Source organism: Pseudomonas pisciculturae, from assembly GCF_015461805.1.
Taxonomy (GTDB): domain Bacteria; phylum Pseudomonadota; class Gammaproteobacteria; order Pseudomonadales; family Pseudomonadaceae; genus Aquipseudomonas; species Aquipseudomonas pisciculturae.
Map to the genome: position 1 here is coordinate 150,412 of NZ_JACVZE010000001.1, position 17,174 is coordinate 167,585.

Below are 17,174 nucleotides of genomic sequence, written 5' to 3' on the forward strand. Positions count from 1 at the left end.
TTAGTTGATCGGATGCTGGCGCAGGAAGTCTGCGGCAACAGCGGAGGGGCTTTCGTGGTCGACGTCGACCCGCGCATTCAACTGGCGCATGGTTGCGTCATCGAACAGGGCGGCCAGTGGCTTGAGTTCGGCGGCCAGTTGCGGGTGCTTGTCGAGATACTCCTGACGGATCACTGGCGCGGCGGTGTAGTCCGGGAAGTAGTGCTTGTCGTCTTCCAGCAGCTTCAATTTAAACGCGTTGAGGCGACCGTCGGTGGTGTAGACCAAGCCTGCGAATACCTGGCCGTTTCGCAGTGCGGTGTAGACCAGGCCGGCGTCCATCTGTCGAGTGTTTTTGCGGGTCAGGTTCATGTCATAGAGCTTGACCATGCCTGCCAGGCCGTCGGAACGGTTGGCGAACTCGGTGTCCAGAGCCACCAGGCGATTGGCCTTGGCGTCTTGCGCTACGGCTTGGGTCAGGTCGCTGATGCTGTTGATCTCAGGATGTTCCTGCGCGACTTTCTCTGGCAGCGCCAGGGCATAGGTGTTGCTGAAGCGCGACGGCGAGAGCCAGACCAGGCCTTTTTTCGCGTCGAGTTCTTTCACCCGAGCGTAGGATTGTTCGCTGTCGAGTTTCTCGTCGACATGGTTGTAGGCCACCAGCGACACGCCGGTGTATTCCCAGATCAAATCCAGTTGCCCGCTTTCCTGGGCACTGCGCGCCAGGTTGCTGCCCAGGCCGCCGGTCACGCGAGTGTCGTAACCCTTGGTGCGCAGGTACTGGGAGGTGATTTCGGCCAGCAGGGTCTGTTCGGTGAACACCCGGGCACCGATACGGATCACCGGTTTTTCGGCGGCTTGCGCAAACCCTGCACACAGCAGGACGCAGCCTAATATCAAGCATAGTTTTTTCATGTGAATTCCTTTGCCAAGCCTTAAGACGGACGCAACCCGCGTTCCAGCCAGAGGCGGCTGGCCATGGTCACCAGACCGTCAAGCAGCAACGCCAGCAACGCGGTGCACGCGGCGCCGAGTAGCAATTGCGGCTGATTGTTCAGGGCGATGCCAGGGAAGATCAGACTGCCCAGGCTGTTGGCGCCAATCAGGAACGCCAGCGGGGCGGTACCTACGTTGATTGCCAGGGCCACGCGCACACCACCGATGATGATCGGCACAGCGTTGGGCAGTTCCACGCGAAGCAGCACCTGGCGCGGCGTCATGCCGATGCCGGTGGCGGCTTCTTTCAGGGAGCCCTGGACGTTTTTGAGGCCTTCGTAGGTGTTGCGCACGATGGGCAGGAGGGAGGCGAGGAACAGGGCGAAGATCGCCGGGCCGCTGCCGATGCCGAGTACGCCAAGCGCGATGGCCAGTACGGCCAGGGGAGGGACGGTGTTGCCGATGTTGAAAATCTGCATGAAGCGCTCTGCGCGCCCGACCATGTTCGGTCGGCTGAGCAGGATACCGGCGGGGATGCCCACAATCAGGGCTGCCAGCATGGAGACTAGAACAAGGATCAAATGAGCTTGCAGGTAAAACAACAAATCGTCGCGGTACAGTTCGATCGTGTTGATGCCGATCCAGTGGACCAGCAGGGCCAAGAGGGCGACGACAACCGCACCTCCTATCAGCCCTTTGCCATAGCGAATAGCCACAGGCGGACTCCTTTTTTCTTCTGTCGGCGAGCACATTTCCGAGCGGCAATGCCATTCCTGGCTGTCGGCGAATGTGATCGCGAAAAGCAGCTCGTCCATACCGGCAACGCGGTATTAATCCGAGCCATGAGCGCAGCCTCGTCAGGCTAACTTGCTGATTTTTCAGCCCCTGTTCCGAGTGCGTTAGCAGGGGAGTGGACGTCTCGACCTTTTAAAAGGTTCCATACTTGGCAGCATTTAGCCACCCCCAATCGGGTGAACGGTGGTCCGGCCCCTTGGGTTTGCGCTATACTCGCCGCCCTTTTTTGACTCACCTGCCAGGCGATTTCCCATGACCCACCAGGCCGCCGAAGTCGCGAAACGCCGCACTTTCGCCATTATTTCCCACCCCGATGCCGGTAAAACCACCATCACCGAGAAACTCTTGCTGATGGGCAAGGCAATCGCGGTGGCTGGCACGGTGAAATCCCGCAAATCCGACCGCCATGCAACATCCGACTGGATGGAAATGGAGAAGCAACGGGGTATTTCCATTACCACGTCGGTCATGCAGTTCCCGTATCGCGACCACATGGTCAACCTGCTCGACACCCCGGGCCACGAAGACTTCTCCGAAGACACCTACCGCACCCTGACCGCGGTGGACTCGGCGCTGATGGTGCTCGACGGCGGTAAAGGCGTCGAGCCACGTACCATCGCGCTGATGGACGTGTGCCGCCTGCGCGACACGCCCATCGTCAGCTTCATCAACAAACTCGACCGCGACATCCGCGACCCCATCGAGCTGTTGGATGAAATCGAAGCCGTCCTGAAGATCAAGGCCGCGCCGATCACCTGGCCGATTGGTTGCTACCGCGACTTCAAGGGTGTGTACCACCTGGCCGACGACTACATCATTGTCTACACCGCCGGCCACGGTCATGAGCGCACCGAAACCAAGATCATCGAGAAACTCGACTCGGACGAAGCCCGCGCCCACCTGGGTGACGAGTACGACCGTTTTGTTGACCAGTTGGAACTGGTGCAGGGCGCCTGCCATGAGTTCAACCAGCAGGAGTTCCTGGACGGCCAACTGACCCCAGTTTTCTTCGGGACCGCGTTGGGCAACTTCGGTGTGGACCATGTACTCGACGCAGTCGTCGACTGGGCGCCAAAGCCTCTGGCCCGTGTGGCCAACGAGCGCACCGTCGAGCCGGTTGAAGAGAAATTCACCGGCTTTGTGTTCAAGATCCAGGCGAACATGGACCCCAAGCACCGCGACCGCATCGCGTTCATGCGCATCTGCTCCGGGCGATACGAAAAAGGCATGAAGATGCGCCACGTGCGCACCGGCAAGGACGTACGCATCGGCGACGCCCTGACGTTCTTCTCCTCCGAGCGTGAACAGCTCGAAGAAGCCTACGCCGGCGACATCATCGGCCTGCACAACCATGGCACTATCCAGATCGGCGACACCTTCACCGAAGGCGAAGCGCTGGGCTTCACCGGTATCCCGCACTTCGCCCCGGAACTGTTCCGCCGCGTACGCCTGCGCGATCCGCTGAAATCCAAGCAACTGCGCCAAGGTTTGCAGCAACTGGCGGAAGAGGGCGCCACACAGGTGTTCTTCCCCGAGCGCAGCAACGACATCATCCTCGGCGCCGTCGGTGTGCTGCAGTTCGATGTGGTCGCCAGCCGTTTGAAAGAGGAATACAAGGTCGAGTGCTCGTATGAGCCGATCACCGTGTACTCCGCGCGCTGGATCGATTGCAGCGATAAGAAGAAGCTGGAAGAGTTCTCCAACAAGGCCGTGGAAAACCTCGCGATCGACGGCGGTGGTCACCTGACCTACCTAGCCCCGACCCGGGTGAACCTGGCGTTGATGGAGGAGCGGTGGCCGGATGTGAAGTTCCGCGCGACCCGCGAGCACCATTAAGGTCTGAGCGGTAAGAAGAAGGGTGAAGCCGTGATGGCTTCACCCTTTTTCATGCCCAACACAAATCAAAACTGTGGGAGCTGGCTTGCCTGCGATAACGGTGTATCAGTCGCCAATATGCAAGCTGACCCACCGCTATCGCAGGCAAGCCAGCTCCCACAGTTTGGTCTTCACTAGGCTTGGCATTGGCGAGAACCGTATATCGGGTCTAGTTTTTACCCACTGACCCTAAAGGAGACCGCTGTGTTTAGCATTCAACGCGTTATCCATCTGGTTCTACTCGCCGGCCTGGCATTACCCACCCTCCCAGCGCTGGCCGACGCCGGCACACCCCAATGGAAAGACACTGGCCCCGTCACCAAGCGCAAGCAGAACGAGGTCAACTCCGGCAGTTGGAAGCCCCAGGCCCAACCTGCGCCCAAGGAAGACGCCGAAAACCCCTATAACGAAGGGGAAGACAGCGAAACCTACGACGACGGCGATACCTGATCAGCGATTGGCGCAAACCCTGGAACGGAACTAGCTTGATTGACAGCGCCGGTCGAACGCTGGCGCACGTGATTCACTGACTGGACGGAAATCGACCATGACTATTTTTCAACGTTTAGTGCTGTTGTTGAAAGTGTTGGTTCTATTAACGCTGGGCACTGCCACTGCATGGGCCAATACCCCCGTGCAGAACCAGGCGCCTGGGTTTGTGGCGGCTAAGAACTTGCAGTTGGCCAAGAGCGAGTCAGAAGCCGGCGACAAAGGCCAAGGCGGCTCCGAAGATGACGACGACCAGCAAGCCCCGCCGGACGATGATGACGGCGGCAGCGAAGGTGACAGCGATACCTGAGCCGAGGCGAAAAAAAGCCCCATCTACCGGACTGATGCGCAATCCGACGGGTGGGGCAGTAGAACGCATGCAATGCCCTGGGCTTAATCCGCCAGGGCATTTTTGTTGCGGGTCACGCCACGAATTGCTCCGCATAGTGGCAAGCCACTTGGCGGTTATCCAGCGCCCGCAATTGCGGCTCCTCGGTGCTGCACCGCGCCGTCGCATACGGGCAGCGCTTGTGAAACGCACAGCCAGGCGGCGGGTTCAGCGGGTTGGGCAACTCGCCGACGATCTTGATCTTCGGCTTGTTCGGGTCCGGGTGGATGGTCGGGGTGGCCGACAGCAGCGCCTGGGTGTACGGGTGCAGCGGGCGGGCGTAGATGTCTTCCTTGGGGCCGACTTCAACCGGGCGGCCGAGGTACATCACCATCACGTCGTCGGCCACGTGTTGCACCACCGCGAGGTTGTGGGAAATGAACACGTAGGCGGTGTTGAATTCCTGCTGCAAGTCCATGAACAGGTTGAGCACCTGGGCCTGGATCGACACGTCCAGCGCCGAAGTCGGTTCATCCGCCACCAGCACTTTAGGTTGCAGCATCATGGCGCGAGCCAGGGCGATACGCTGGCGCTGGCCGCCGGAGAACATGTGCGGGTAACGGTGGTAGTGCTCGGGGCGCAGGCCCACTTGCTTCATCATCGCCTGCACTTTTTCGCGGCGTTCGGCGGCAGACAGGTTGGTGTTGATCAGCAGCGGCTCGCCCAGTTGATCACCGACTTTCTGCCGTGGGTTCAACGAGGCATACGGGCTCTGGAACACCATCTGCACGTCTTTGCGCAGTTGTTTGCGCTGGGCCTTGTCGGCGCCGGCGACTTCCTGGCCGGCGATTTTCAACGAGCCCGAAGATGGCTCTTCAATCAGCGTGAGCGCACGGGCGAGGGTGGATTTGCCGCAACCCGACTCGCCAACCACCGCGAGGGTCTTGCCAGCTTCCAGCTCGAAGGACACACCATTGAGGGCGCGGACCGTGGCGTGGCCCTTGAACAGGCCACGGGACACTTCATAGTGACGGGTCAGGTCGCGGGCGGTAAGAACGACGGCCATTACGCCACCTCCTGGTTCAAGGGGTAGAAGCAGCGCGCAAGGCTGTTGGTTTTCGGGTCAAGACCCGGGCGCTGGGTACGGCAGCTCTCCTGCACATACGGGCAGCGCGGCGACAGCAGGCAACCTTGCGGGCGGTCATAACGGCCCGGAACGATGCCGGGCAGCGTGGCCAGACGCGTGGCGCCCAGGCTGTGCTCGGGAATCGCCTTGAGCAGTGCTTCGCTGTAAGGGTGTGCCGGGATGTCGAACAACTGCGGCACCTGGCCAACTTCAACGGCTTGGCCGGCATACATCACGCACACGCGCTGGGCGGTTTCAGCCACCACTGCGAGGTCGTGGGTGATGAGTACCAGGCCCATGTTCTGCTCTTTTTGCAGGGCCAGCAGCAGCTCCATGATCTGCGCCTGGATGGTCACGTCCAACGCGGTGGTCGGTTCATCGGCGATCAGCAGTTTCGGTTCGCCGGCAATCGCCATGGCGATTGCAACACGCTGGCTCATACCGCCGGACAGTTGGTGCGGGTAGGCGTCCATGCGGCTGGCGGCGCCGGGGATTTCGACCTTTTCCAACAGTTCGATGGCACGCTTGCGCGCTTGCTTGCCGGACATTTTCAGGTGCAGGCGCAGCACTTCTTCAATCTGGAAACCCACGGTGTAGCTGGGGTTCAGCGCGGTCATCGGGTCTTGGAAGACCATCGCCAGATCTTTGCCGACGATCTGGCGGCGCTGGCGGTTGCTCAGTTTGAGCATATCCTTGCCGTCAAAGGTTAGCGCGTCGGCGGTGACGATGCCGGGGTGCTCGATCAGGCCCATCAGCGCCATCATGGTCACGGATTTACCCGAGCCCGACTCGCCAACGATCGCCAGTACTTCGCCCTTGTCGACCGAAATGTCGAGGCCATCGACTACCGGTACGGCAGTCTTGTCGCCGAAGCGCACGTTGAGATTCTTGATTTCTAACAGTGACATGGGAATCTCCTCAGGCGGCGTTCTTGAGTTTTGGGTCCAGCGCATCGCGCAGGCCGTCACCCATCAAGTTGATTGCCAGCACGCTGAGCAAAATGGTCAAACCCGGCAAACTCACTACCCACCAGGCGCGTTCGATGTAGTCACGGGCCGAGGCCAGCATGGTGCCCCACTCAGGGGTTGGCGGTTGTACGCCAAGGCCGAGGAAGCCCAGCGCGGCGGCATCGAGAATCGCCGAAGAGAAACTCAGGGTCGCCTGCACGATCAGCGGCGCCATGCAGTTGGGCAGCACGGTGATGAACATCAGGCGTGGCAAGCCGGCGCCAGCGAGGCGGGCGGCGGTCACGTAGTCACGGTTCAGTTCGCCCATCACCGCTGCGCGGGTCAGGCGCACATAGGACGGCAACGAAACGATGGCGATGGCGATCACAGTGTTGATCAGGCCAGGGCCGAGGATCGCGACAATGGCAACGGCCAGCAGCAGCGAGGGCAGGGCGAGCATGATGTCCATCAAGCGCATGATGGTCGGGCCGAGCAAGCGCGGGAAGAAGCCGGCGAACAAGCCCAGCAGGATGCCCGGAATCAGCGACATCACCACCGACGACAAACCGATCAGCAACGACAGGCGAGAGCCCTGGATCAGGCGCGAGAGCAAGTCACGGCCCAGTTCATCGGTACCGAGCAGGAACTGGATCTGCCCGCCTTCCAGCCACGACGGCGGGGTCAGCAGGAAGTCACGGTATTGCTCGCTCGGGTTATGCGGCGCGACCCAAGGGGCGAAAATCGCGCAGAACACGATCAGCAACATGAAAAACAGGCCGGCAACCGCGCCTTTGTTTTTGGAAAAGGCTTGCCAGAATTCTTTGTACGGGGACGGGTACAGCAGGCTTTGATCGACTGCTGACACGGGAGTAGGTGTGGTCATGGTCATGATCTCAGCGCTGGTGACGGATGCGTGGGTTGGCGAAGCCGTAGAGGATGTCCACCACGAAGTTCACCAGGATCACCAGACAGGCGATCAGCAAAATGCCGTTTTGCACCACCGGGTAGTCCCGCGCGCCAATGGCTTCGATCAGCCATTTGCCGATGCCGGGCCACGAGAAGATGGTTTCGGTCAGTACCGCGCCCGCCAACAGCGTGCCGACTTGCAGACCGACCACGGTCAGTACCGGAATCAGCGCGTTGCGCAGGCCGTGGACGAACACCACGCGTGCCGGCGACAGGCCTTTGGCCTTGGCGGTACGGATGTAGTCTTCGCGCAGTACTTCGAGCATCGATGAGCGGGTCATCCGCGCAATTACTGCCAGCGGGATGGTGCCCAGCACGATGGCCGGCAGGATCAAGTGGTGCAGCGCGTCCCAGAAGGCGTCAGGTTCGTCAGCCAGCAGGGTGTCGATCAGCATGAAGCCGGTGCGCGGCTCGATGTCGTAGAGCAGGTCGATACGCCCGGAAACCGGGGTCCAACCCAGGCTTACCGAGAAGAACATGATCAGGATCAGGCCCCACCAGAAGATCGGCATCGAATATCCCGCCAGGGAGATGCCCATCACCCCATGGTCGAACAGGGACCCTCGCTTCAAGGCCGCGATCACCCCGGCCAACAAGCCCAGGATACCGGCGAACAACAGGGCGGCCATGGACAGTTCCAGGGTCGCGGGGAACAGGGCGGTGAACTCGGTCCACACGCTGGTGCGGGTACGCAGGGATTCGCCAAGGTCGCCTTGGGCGAGCTTGCCGACGTAGTCCAGGTATTGCGCGTACAGCGGCTTGTTAAGGCCAAGGCGTTCCATTGCCTGTGCGTGCATCTCGGGGTCGACGCGCCGCTCGCCCATCATGACTTCGACGGGGTCGCCAGGGATCATGCGTATCAACGCAAACGTGAGCAACGTGATGCCGAAAAACGTGGGGATCAATAACCCCAATCGGCGGGCAATAAAACTAAACATCTTGTCGTGTACCTCAATCAGCCGGTTAGGCAAGTTCGGCACTGCCCAGGTGGGCGGTGCCGAGCGTTTTTCTTATTTACTTCACCTGGGTGGTGGCGAAGTTATTTGTACCCAGAGGGCTTTGTTGGAAGCCTTCTACGTTTTTGCGCATTGCCGTGAACAGTTTCGGATAAGCCATGGGAAGCCAGGGTTGGTCTTTTTCGAAAACGTCTTGTGCTTGTTCATAGAGTGCAGCGCGCTGGCCGGGTTCAGCGACGGCGCGCGCCTTGTCGATCAAGGCCTGAAACTCTTTATTACACCAGCGGGCGTAGTTTTCGCCGTTTTTAGCCGCATCGCAACTCAGGTTGGGCGTCAGGAAGTTGTCCGGGTCGCCGTTATCGCCCACCCAGCCCGCCGAAACCATGTCGTGCTCACCGTTTTTGGCACGCTTGAGCATCTCGCCCCATTCCATGACTTTGATATTCACCTTCAAGCCGACCTGCGCCAAGTCTGCCTGCATGCGCTGGGCGCCGAGCATCGGGTTGGGGTTGGTCGGGCCGCCACCGTTGCGGGTAAACAGGGTGAATTCGGTGCCTTCCGGTACGCCAGCTTCCTTGAGCAGGGCGCGGGCCTTGTCCAGGTCGCGGGGCGGGTTTTTAAGCTTGTCGCTGAAACCCAGCAAGGTCGGCGGATAAGGGCCGGTACCCACCACTGCATTGCCTTTGCCGAACAGGGCTTCGGTGTAGCCGGCCTTGTCGAATGCAATGTTGATGGCGTGGCGTACCCGTGGGTCGCTCATGTACTTGTGGGTGGTGTTCAACGCGGTGTAGCTGGTGGTCATCGCCGCCAGCTCATCGACTTTCAGGTTCGGGTCTTTCTTGATGCTGGGAATGTCATCCGGCTTGGGGAACAACGCGATCTGACATTCGTTGGCTTTGAGCTTCTGCAGGCGCACGTTGTTATCGGTGCTGATCGCGAGAATCAGCGGATCGACCTGCGGCTTGCCACGGAAGTAGTCCGGGTTGGCCTTGAACCGTGCCTGGGCGTCTTTCTGATAACGGGTGAAGACGAACGGGCCAGTACCGATGGGCTTGGCGTTGAGGTCTTCGGTCTTGCCGGATTTGAGCAACTGGTCGGCGTATTCCTTCGAGTGAATTGAAGAAAATGCCATTCCCAGGTCGGCCAAGAACGGCGCTTCGGGACGGGTCAGGGTAAAGACCACGGTGTGATCGTCAGTCTTCTCTACGCTCTTGAGCAGTTCCTTGAAGCCCATGCTTTCGAAGTATGGATAGCCCACGAGGGACTTCTTATGCCACGGGTGATTCGGGTCCAGCTGGCGCTGGAAGCTCCAAAGCACGTCGTCGGCATTCATATTGCGCGTGGGTTTGAAGTAGTCGGTGGTGTGGAACTTGATGTCGTCACGCAGGTGAAAGGTGTAGGTCAGGCCATCGGCGCTGATTTCCGGCAAGGCCTTGGCCAGTGCAGGAACCACTTCAGTGGTGCCAGGCTTGAAGTCCACCAGGCGGTTGAACATGGTTTCGGCAGCGGCATCAGCGGTCACGGCCGTGGTGTACAGCACCGGGTCGAAACCCTCCGGGCTGGCTTCGGTGCAGACCACCAGCGGTTTGGCCGAAATGCCGACAGCCACGCTCAACAGCGCAGCGGCCATGGCGGCTTGTAGCGGGAGCATTTTCATTCGGAGCCCTCTGCAATCGATGGGACCAGACAAGCGTAAACGGCGGGCTCGTCCTGAGCCCGCCGTTTACCTGGTGCTAATTAAAGAATGTTGAACGGGATAGTGGTAACCAGACGGAACTCTTTGATGGAGCCGTCAGATTGATTTGCGCTGCCACGGTGTTCGACGTAGGTGGCGCGAATCGCGGTGGCCTTGAGCGGGCCGCTCTGGATAGCGTAGCTGGTGCCGATGCCGTATTCCTGATGCTTCTCGCCATCCTGGGTCTTGATCTGCGCGCCGTAGCCGAGTGTGCCGTTGCCACTGTTGTAGTGAGTACCGTCAATGCCCCAGCCGCGTGCCGAGTAAACGTTGAACTTCAGGCCTGGCACGCCGTATTCGGCCATGTTGAGACCGTAGGCCACCTGGAAGGACTTCTCGTTCGGGCCGTTGAAGTCCGAGGTCAGGGAGTTGGCCAGGTAGATACCGTTGGTTTCGTGCAGGTAGTCGAAGTACTCGTTACCGTCCACTGCCTGATAAGCGAAAGTCAGGCTGTGCGCTTTGTGAGCCAGGCCAAAGGACAGGGAGTAGGTGTTGTTGTCGATCTCCCCCATCAGCTTTTTGCCTTCGTCTACGGTCTTGTAGTAGTTCAGGCTGGTGGTCAGGGCCAGGATCTGGCTGTCACCCAACTCGTGGGTCGCGCCGAAGTAGTACTGGTTCCAGAAGTCCTTGACGTTGGCGCCGAAGACGCTGGTCTTCAGGCTCTTGAACGGCTGGTAGTTGGCACCCAGGGTGTAGACCTTATCGGTCGTCGCGCCGTTTGCACCGCCGTCGCTGTACTCGGAACGGAATTTAGACAGGCTCTGTTCGGTACGCGGCGAAACGCGGTCGAACACGCCGCCCTGGAACGACAGGTTGGAGAATTCTTCGCTGTTGAAACTCACGCCCTCGAAGCTCGACGGCAGGGCACGGTTGCCGATGTTGTCGACAATTGGCGTGCTGAAATTTTGGCGACCGGCGGTCAGCGTGGTGTTCGATACACGGAACTGCACGTTGGCCAGGCCCAGTTTGCTCCACTGGTCTACAGCGTCGCCATTTTCGTGCGCCAGGGTACGGTTGGACGAGCCCTTGATATCACGACGGCTGCGGTCCAGCACCAGTGCGTTGTACACCGCTACTTCGGTTTTCACACCGACGGTGCCCTGGGTGAAACCCGAGCTGGCGTTGAGGATGGTGCCCTGTACCCAGTTGGTACGGTTACGGTCGGTCTTGGTGACACCGTGCTCTTTGTAGCTGAAGGTGCCCCCGCGGTATTTGCTTTCATGGGAGTACCAGTTACGCGTGGTGCCGCCCAGGCTGAAATCTTCGATAAAGCCTTTGGCCTCGCTTTGGGCGCTGGCGCCGGCCAGGGTGGTAGGAACGAATTCCTGGCTGGCGGGTTCAGCGTAGGCGGTGGCCGTGATGCTGCCGATGGCCAGGGCCAGAAGCGCTTTGCTGCTCAGTTTCATGGGTGAAGCTCCTTTGGTTCTCTTTTATATGCCGGTCTTTTTTGGTGATCCGGCTATTGGGTGTGGAACTCGTTCAAGCTATTGCAAACGTTTGCCGTAGGAAAATTCCTAAAAAAAGGCCGCACGTTTGCAGCAAGGCGGTGTTCGCCTTGCGCAATCCGGTTATTTTCTTATGGTGTGATACTGACGCCCGAGAACACGTTGCGGCCGAAGGGGCTCACTTTGAAACCTTCGACTTTCACGCTTAACGGCTGGTTAACCGTTGAGTGGGCGACGGGCGTGATCGGCACCTGCTGCTTGAGCAGTTGCTGCGCCTGTTTGTACAGAACAGTCCGTTGTTCGCGGTCGGTCACGACCTTGGCTTGCTTGATCAGCTTGTCGTACGCCGGGTCACACCACATGGAGTAGTTGTTCCCGCCGATGGCGTCGCAGCTGTACAGGGTGCCCAGCCAGTTGTCCGGGTCACCGTTGTCACCGGTCCAGCCGATCAGGCTGATATCGTGCTCACCGTTCTTGGTGCGCTTGATGTATTCGCCCCACTCGTAGCTGACGATCTTGACCTTGAGGCCGATTTTGGCCCAGTCGCTTTGCAGCATCTCGGCCATCAGCTTGGCGTTGGGGTTGTAGGGCCGCTGCACCGGCATCGCCCAGAGGGTGATCTCGGTGCCTTCCTTCACGCCGGCAGCCTTGAGCAACTCCTTGGCTTTTTCCGGGTTGTAGGCGGCGTCCTTGATGGTCTCGTCGTAAGACCACTGCGTCGGTGGCATGGCGTTGACCGCCAGTTGCCCCGCGCCCTGGTACACGGCGTTCAGGATGCTCTGCTTGTTCACCGCCATGTCCAGCGCCTGGCGCACTTCGAGCTGGTCGAATGGCTTGTGGCGCACGTTGTAGGCGATATAGCCGAGGTTGAAGCCTGGCTTGGTCAGCAGTTGCAGATTCGGGTCGGCCTTGAGGGCGTCGACGTCAGCCGGGCGTGGGTGCAGGGTGACCTGGCACTCGCCGGCCTTGAGCTTCTGCACCCGCACTGAGGCGTCGGTGTTGATGGCGAAGATCAGTTGGTCCAGCTGCACTTTGCTTGGGTCCCAGTACTGCTTGTTGGCCACATAACGGATCTGCGAATCCTTCTGATAGCGCTGGAACACAAACGGGCCGGTGCCGATCGGCTTCTGGTTGATGTCGCTGGGTTTGCCTGACTTGAGCAACTGCTCGGCGTATTCGGCCGACAAAATCGCGGCGAAGCTCATGGCGATGTTCTGCACAAACGCGGCGTCAACCGTGTTGAGGGTCATCACCACGGTGTGCGGGCCGGTTTTCTCGACCTTGGCAATGTTCTTGTTCAGGCTCATCCCGTTGAAGTACGGAAACTCGGTGGGGTAGGCCTTGCGAAACGGCTGATCGGCGTCAAGCATGCGGTTGAAGGTGAACAGCACGTCGTCGGCGTTGAAGTCCCGCGTCGGCTTGAATTCCTTGTTGCTGTGGAATTTCACCCCTTCACGCAGGTGAAAGGTGTAGGTCAGGCCGTCTTCGGAAATATCCCACTTGGTCGCCAGCGCAGGCACTACGTTGGTTGCGCCTTTTTCAAACTCGACCAGACGGTTGTACAGCGGCTCGGCCGCATCATTGTCGGTGGCGGTGGTGTATTGCGCGGTATCAAAGCCTGCCGGGCTGCCTTCAGAGCAGAACACCAGGCTCTTCTTGTCGGCGGCGTGGCCCATCATGGCCACAGCCAACAGGCTGGTGCCAAAGATTGCGGATAGAACGGTGGTATGGCGCATGACAATCCCGATCCTTGTTTGTAGTCGTTATCAGTGAGCAATCTCCCGACCTTTCAGACAGGGTGACATCACTGATCCCACGCATAGCAAGTGCCCTTCCTCAATTAGCGCCTCTGCTGTCCTACGACGTTATGGGTCGTGGGCTTCGCAGTAAATGCGCAAAATCGGACTGACCTTGTAGGCAATAGAGACATAGATCGCGGTTCGTTGCTGTAGGAAGCAACGAGTGCGAATGTGGTCTGTTTCCTACGGTCTGGGCGGATGCAATAACGGCGACGTTATGAAACGTCGCCGCCAATGACCCTTACTTGCCGCTGACGCTCACGCCGTAGAAGGAGTTCAGACCAAACGGGCTGATCTTGAAGTCCTGTACGGTGTTGCGCATGGGTTGATACACCGTCGAGTGCGCGATAGGTGTCATCGGGACTGCATCTTTGAGGATATGTTGCGCCTGCTTGTACAGCTCGGTGCGTTTGGCGACATCCGAAGTGGCCTTGGCTTCTTTTACGATGCCATCGAATTTCTTGTCGCACCATTTGGAGAAGTTGTTACCGCTCAGCGAGTCGCAGCCGAACAGCACGTTGAGCCAGTTGTCCGGGTCACCATTGTCACCGCTCCAGCCAATGATCATGGCCTGGTTCTCGCCACCCTTGGAGCGCTTGATGTACTCGCCCCACTCGTAGCTGGTGATTTTTACGTTCAGACCGATCTTCTTCCAGTCGTTTTGCAGCATTTCAGCCATCAGCTTGGCGTTCGGGTTGTACGGACGCTGAACCGGCATGGCCCACAGCACGATCTCGGTGCCTTCCTTGACGCCGGCTTCCTTGAGCAGCGCCTTGGCTTTCTCAGGGTCGAACTTGGCGTCCTTGATGGTGGTGTCATACGACCATTGGGTCGGCGGCATGGCGTTGACGGCCAGTTGACCGGCGCCCTGGTATACGGAGTCGATGATCTGCTGCTTGTTCACCGACATGTCCAAGGCCTGGCGCACGCGCAGGTCGGCCAGTGGGTTTGGCTGATCGCTGCCCTTGACCTTGTCCATCACGTTGTAAGCGATATAACCCAGGTTGAAACCGGCCTGGTTCGGCAGTTTCAGGTCTTTGTCTTCGCCCAGTGCCTTGAGGTCGGCCGGACGTGGGAACAGGGTGACTTGGCATTCATTCTTTTTGAGCTTCTGGATGCGCACCGACGGGTCAGTGGTGATGGCGAAGATCAGGTTGTCGATCTTCACGTCTTCAGGTTTCCAGTAGTCCTTGTTGCCGGTGTAGCGGATGTTCGAGTCTTTCTGGTAGCTCTTGAACACAAACGGCCCAGTGCCAATCGGCTTCTGGTTGATGTCTGCGGGCTTGCCTTCTTTCAACAGTTGGGCGGCGTATTCAGCCGACTGGATCGAAGCGAAGCTCATGGCCAGGTTCTGGATGAAAGCCGCGTCCACAGTGCCAAGGGTGAACTTGACGGTGTGGTCATCGACTTTCTCGATGTTCTTGATGTTGGTGTCCATCCCCATGTCCGTGAAGTACGGGAATTCGGTGGGGTAGGCTTTGCGGAACGGCTCGTCCTTGTTGATCATGCGGTTGAACGTGAACAGCACGTCATCAGCATTGAAGGTACGGGTCGGTTTGAAGTACGGGGTGGTGTGGAACTTCACGCCGTCGCGCAGGTGGAAGGTATACGTCAGGCCATCCGGGGACACATCCCAGCTAGTGGCCAGCCCAGGAATCACAGCGGTGCCGCCGCGCTCGAACTGGGTAAGACGGTTGAACATGGTTTCGGCCGAGGCATCGAAGTCTGTTCCGGTGGTGTACTGGCCTGGATCAAAACCGGCCGGGCTCCCTTCGGAGCAGAACACCAGGTTAGTCGCCGCTTGGGCGAACGGGGCTGCGGCCATAAGGCCAGCGCTAACAATTAACGGAATGACTGCGTGTTTAAGCATGTTGGCCTCATGATTTGTTGTCATTTTTGGTGGTGAGGGCGACCTCGTGAGCCGGCCTGCGGATACTTATGCAGGGGCCATACCCATTGCAAGATGCAGAACCGTTAGGAGGGGTAAAGAGTGGTACGAACGTACTGGAATGTCGCAATTATGAAACTTTGTACATAATTACGTACATATAGAGGGTTTTTTCGGTGCGCCAAGCGCACCAAAAAAGCACAACCGAGGCGTCTATCGCACTCGGTTGGGGCGCCACTGTTACTTATTTAGACTCACGCCGTAGAACGGTGTCAGGCCGAAGGGGCTGATCTTGAAGTCCTTCACTTCCTTGCGCAGCGGTTGGAAAACCGTCGAGTTCGCAATAGGTGTTATAGGTACTTGTTCTTTAAGAATTTTCTGCGCCTGTTGATACCACTTGATGCGCTGCTCACGGTCGTTGCTCACCTTGGCTTGTTGCACCAGTTTGTCGTAGGCCGGGTTACACCATTTGGCGTAGTTGCTGCCCTTGACCGCAGCACAACTGTAGAGCACGCCCAGCCAGTTATCGGGGTCGCCGTTGTCACCTGTCCAGCCATAAATCATCGCGTCGTGCTCGCCATTTTTGGCGCGCTTGATGTATTCGCCCCACTCATAGCTGACGATGTTGGCCTTGATGCCGATTTTTTCCCAATCCTGTTGGATCATCTGCGCTGACATTCGCGCATTGGGGTTGGACGCGCGCTGAACCGTCATTGCCCATAGGTTGATGGTCGTTCCAGGTGCAACCCCCGCTTCTTTTAGTAGCGCCTTGGCCTTGGTCGGATCATGGGGGGCGTCCTTGATCGCAGGGTCATAAGACCACTGCGCCGGAGGCAGCGCGTTCTGCGCCAATTGCCCGGCGCTCTGGTATACCGCCTTGATGATCGCCGGCTTGTCGATGGCCATGTCCAGGGCTTGACGTACCTTGAGCTGGTCCAGTGGGGGATGGGTCACGTTGTAGGCCAGAAAGCCCAGGTTGAAACCGGCTTGTTGCAGCACGCGCAGGTTGGGGTCTTGTTTCATCACATCGATATCGGCGGGGCGCGGGTAGCCGCTGACCTGGCATTCGCCGGCCTTGAGCTTTTGCAGGCGCGAGGCGGCGTCGGGGGTGATGGCGAGCACCAGGTTGTCCAGTTTCACGTCCTCGGGTTTCCAATACTGTTTATTGGCCACGTAGCGAATCTGCGAATCCTTCTGGTAGCGCTTGAACACGAAGGGGCCGGTGCCCACCGGTTTTTGGTTGATGTCGGAGGCAGTACCCTGCTTGAGCAATTGGGCAGCGTATTCGGCGGACTGCACCGAGGCAAAACTCATCGCCAGGTTTTGCACGAAGGCGGCGTCCACATTATTGAGGTTGAAGCGCACGCTGTGGTCGTCGAGTTTTTCGACGCTCTTGATCGTGGTGTTCAGCCCCATGTCGGTGAAGTAGGGCGACTCGGAAGGGTAGGCTTTGCGAAACGGACTCTCGGCATCCAGCAGGCGGTTGAAGGTGAACAGCACATCATCCGCGTTGAAGTCGCGGGTAGGGGTGAAAAAATCAGTGGTGTGGAACTTGACGCCATCGCGCAGGTGGAAGGTGTAGGTCAGGCCGTCTTTAGACACATCCCAGCGTGTCGCCAGGCCGGGCTCGACTTCGGTACCCCCGCGCTTGAACTGGGTCAGGCGGTTGAACACGGTTTCGGCCGACGCATCAAAATCGGTACCGCTGGTGTACTGGCTGGGGTCGAAACCGGCGGGGCTGGCTTCGGAGCAGTAGACCAGGGTGCTGGCCGCTTGGGCCAACGGCATAAAGGCCAACAGGCCAGCGGCGAGGAGCAGCGGTTTGAAGGTGATTCTTTCCATGGAGACCCCTGAAATGGCAGGCATAGATAAGCTGCCCAAACGAAAACGGCGGTCACCGAGGTTACCGC

At 59.0% G+C, this 17,174-nt stretch carries 14 protein-coding genes; 3 read left to right on the plus strand and 11 right to left on the minus strand.

Annotation, left to right across the window (positions count from 1 at the left end; translation table 11 throughout):
* Together ICY20_RS00750 and ICY20_RS00755 are read right to left on the minus strand one after the other, a co-directional pair.
* Nucleotides 1-894 carry a glycine betaine ABC transporter substrate-binding protein gene (locus ICY20_RS00750; RefSeq protein ID WP_159960659.1) on the minus strand — a complete coding sequence of 298 codons (894 nt, stop codon included), beginning with the start codon at nucleotides 892-894 and terminating at the stop codon, nucleotides 1-3.
* A gap of 20 nt (nucleotides 895-914) precedes the next feature.
* Nucleotides 915-1,631: an ABC transporter permease gene (locus tag ICY20_RS00755; protein ID WP_159960658.1), complete on the minus strand. Its 717-nt coding sequence runs from the start codon at nucleotides 1,629-1,631 to the stop codon at nucleotides 915-917.
* A gap of 331 nt (nucleotides 1,632-1,962) precedes the next feature.
* On the opposite strand from ICY20_RS00755, the gene ICY20_RS00760 reads away from it, so the two are divergent.
* The 3 genes from ICY20_RS00760 to ICY20_RS00770 all read left to right on the plus strand — a co-directional run bounded on the left by ICY20_RS00760 (nucleotide 1,963) and on the right by ICY20_RS00770 (nucleotide 4,384).
* Nucleotides 1,963-3,546, plus strand: a complete 1,584-nt coding sequence (locus ICY20_RS00760; protein WP_138816866.1) for a peptide chain release factor 3 — start codon at nucleotides 1,963-1,965, stop codon at nucleotides 3,544-3,546.
* 243 nt (nucleotides 3,547-3,789) lie between these two features.
* Nucleotides 3,790-4,035, plus strand: a complete 246-nt coding sequence (locus ICY20_RS00765; protein WP_159960656.1) for a hypothetical protein — start codon at nucleotides 3,790-3,792, stop codon at nucleotides 4,033-4,035.
* A 97-nt stretch (nucleotides 4,036-4,132) separates the two neighbouring features.
* Complete coding sequence (locus ICY20_RS00770) at nucleotides 4,133-4,384, plus strand: hypothetical protein (protein WP_159960654.1); 252 nt, start codon at nucleotides 4,133-4,135, stop codon at nucleotides 4,382-4,384.
* Nucleotides 4,385-4,496: 112 nt separating this feature from the next.
* On the opposite strand, the gene ICY20_RS00775 is transcribed toward ICY20_RS00770, so the two are convergent.
* The 9 genes from ICY20_RS00775 to ICY20_RS00815 all read right to left on the minus strand — a co-directional run bounded on the left by ICY20_RS00775 (nucleotide 4,497) and on the right by ICY20_RS00815 (nucleotide 17,106).
* Nucleotides 4,497-5,468 carry a peptide ABC transporter ATP-binding protein gene (locus ICY20_RS00775; RefSeq protein ID WP_159960652.1) on the minus strand — a complete coding sequence of 324 codons (972 nt, stop codon included), beginning with the start codon at nucleotides 5,466-5,468 and terminating at the stop codon, nucleotides 4,497-4,499.
* Complete coding sequence (locus ICY20_RS00780; RefSeq protein WP_122487499.1) at nucleotides 5,468-6,436, minus strand: ABC transporter ATP-binding protein; 969 nt, start codon at nucleotides 6,434-6,436, stop codon at nucleotides 5,468-5,470. Before ICY20_RS00780 ends, ICY20_RS00775 begins: the two co-directional genes overlap by 1 nt.
* A gap of 10 nt (nucleotides 6,437-6,446) precedes the next feature.
* On the minus strand, nucleotides 6,447-7,358 hold the full coding sequence (locus ICY20_RS00785; RefSeq protein ID WP_032886481.1) for an ABC transporter permease subunit: 912 nt from the start codon (nucleotides 7,356-7,358) through the stop codon (nucleotides 6,447-6,449).
* A gap of 10 nt (nucleotides 7,359-7,368) precedes the next feature.
* Nucleotides 7,369-8,379 (minus strand): ABC transporter permease subunit, encoded by a 1,011-nt coding sequence (locus ICY20_RS00790; RefSeq protein ID WP_003171721.1) that lies wholly within the window; start codon nucleotides 8,377-8,379, stop codon nucleotides 7,369-7,371.
* 76 nt (nucleotides 8,380-8,455) lie between these two features.
* Nucleotides 8,456-10,054, minus strand: coding sequence for an ABC transporter substrate-binding protein (locus tag ICY20_RS00795; RefSeq protein ID WP_194936739.1), 1,599 nt, complete (start codon nucleotides 10,052-10,054; stop codon nucleotides 8,456-8,458).
* An 80-nt stretch (nucleotides 10,055-10,134) separates the two neighbouring features.
* A complete protein-coding gene (locus tag ICY20_RS00800) occupies nucleotides 10,135-11,538 on the minus strand; it encodes an OprD family porin (RefSeq protein ID WP_194936740.1) in 1,404 nt (467 codons plus the stop codon).
* Nucleotides 11,539-11,708: 170 nt separating this feature from the next.
* On the minus strand, nucleotides 11,709-13,313 hold the full coding sequence (locus ICY20_RS00805) for an ABC transporter substrate-binding protein (protein WP_194936741.1): 1,605 nt from the start codon (nucleotides 13,311-13,313) through the stop codon (nucleotides 11,709-11,711).
* Between the two features lie 304 nt (nucleotides 13,314-13,617).
* Nucleotides 13,618-15,246, minus strand: coding sequence for an ABC transporter substrate-binding protein (locus tag ICY20_RS00810; protein ID WP_159960644.1), 1,629 nt, complete (start codon nucleotides 15,244-15,246; stop codon nucleotides 13,618-13,620).
* 258 nt (nucleotides 15,247-15,504) lie between these two features.
* On the minus strand, nucleotides 15,505-17,106 hold the full coding sequence (locus ICY20_RS00815; protein WP_194936742.1) for an ABC transporter substrate-binding protein: 1,602 nt from the start codon (nucleotides 17,104-17,106) through the stop codon (nucleotides 15,505-15,507).
* Between the last annotated feature and the right edge of the window lie 68 nt (nucleotides 17,107-17,174).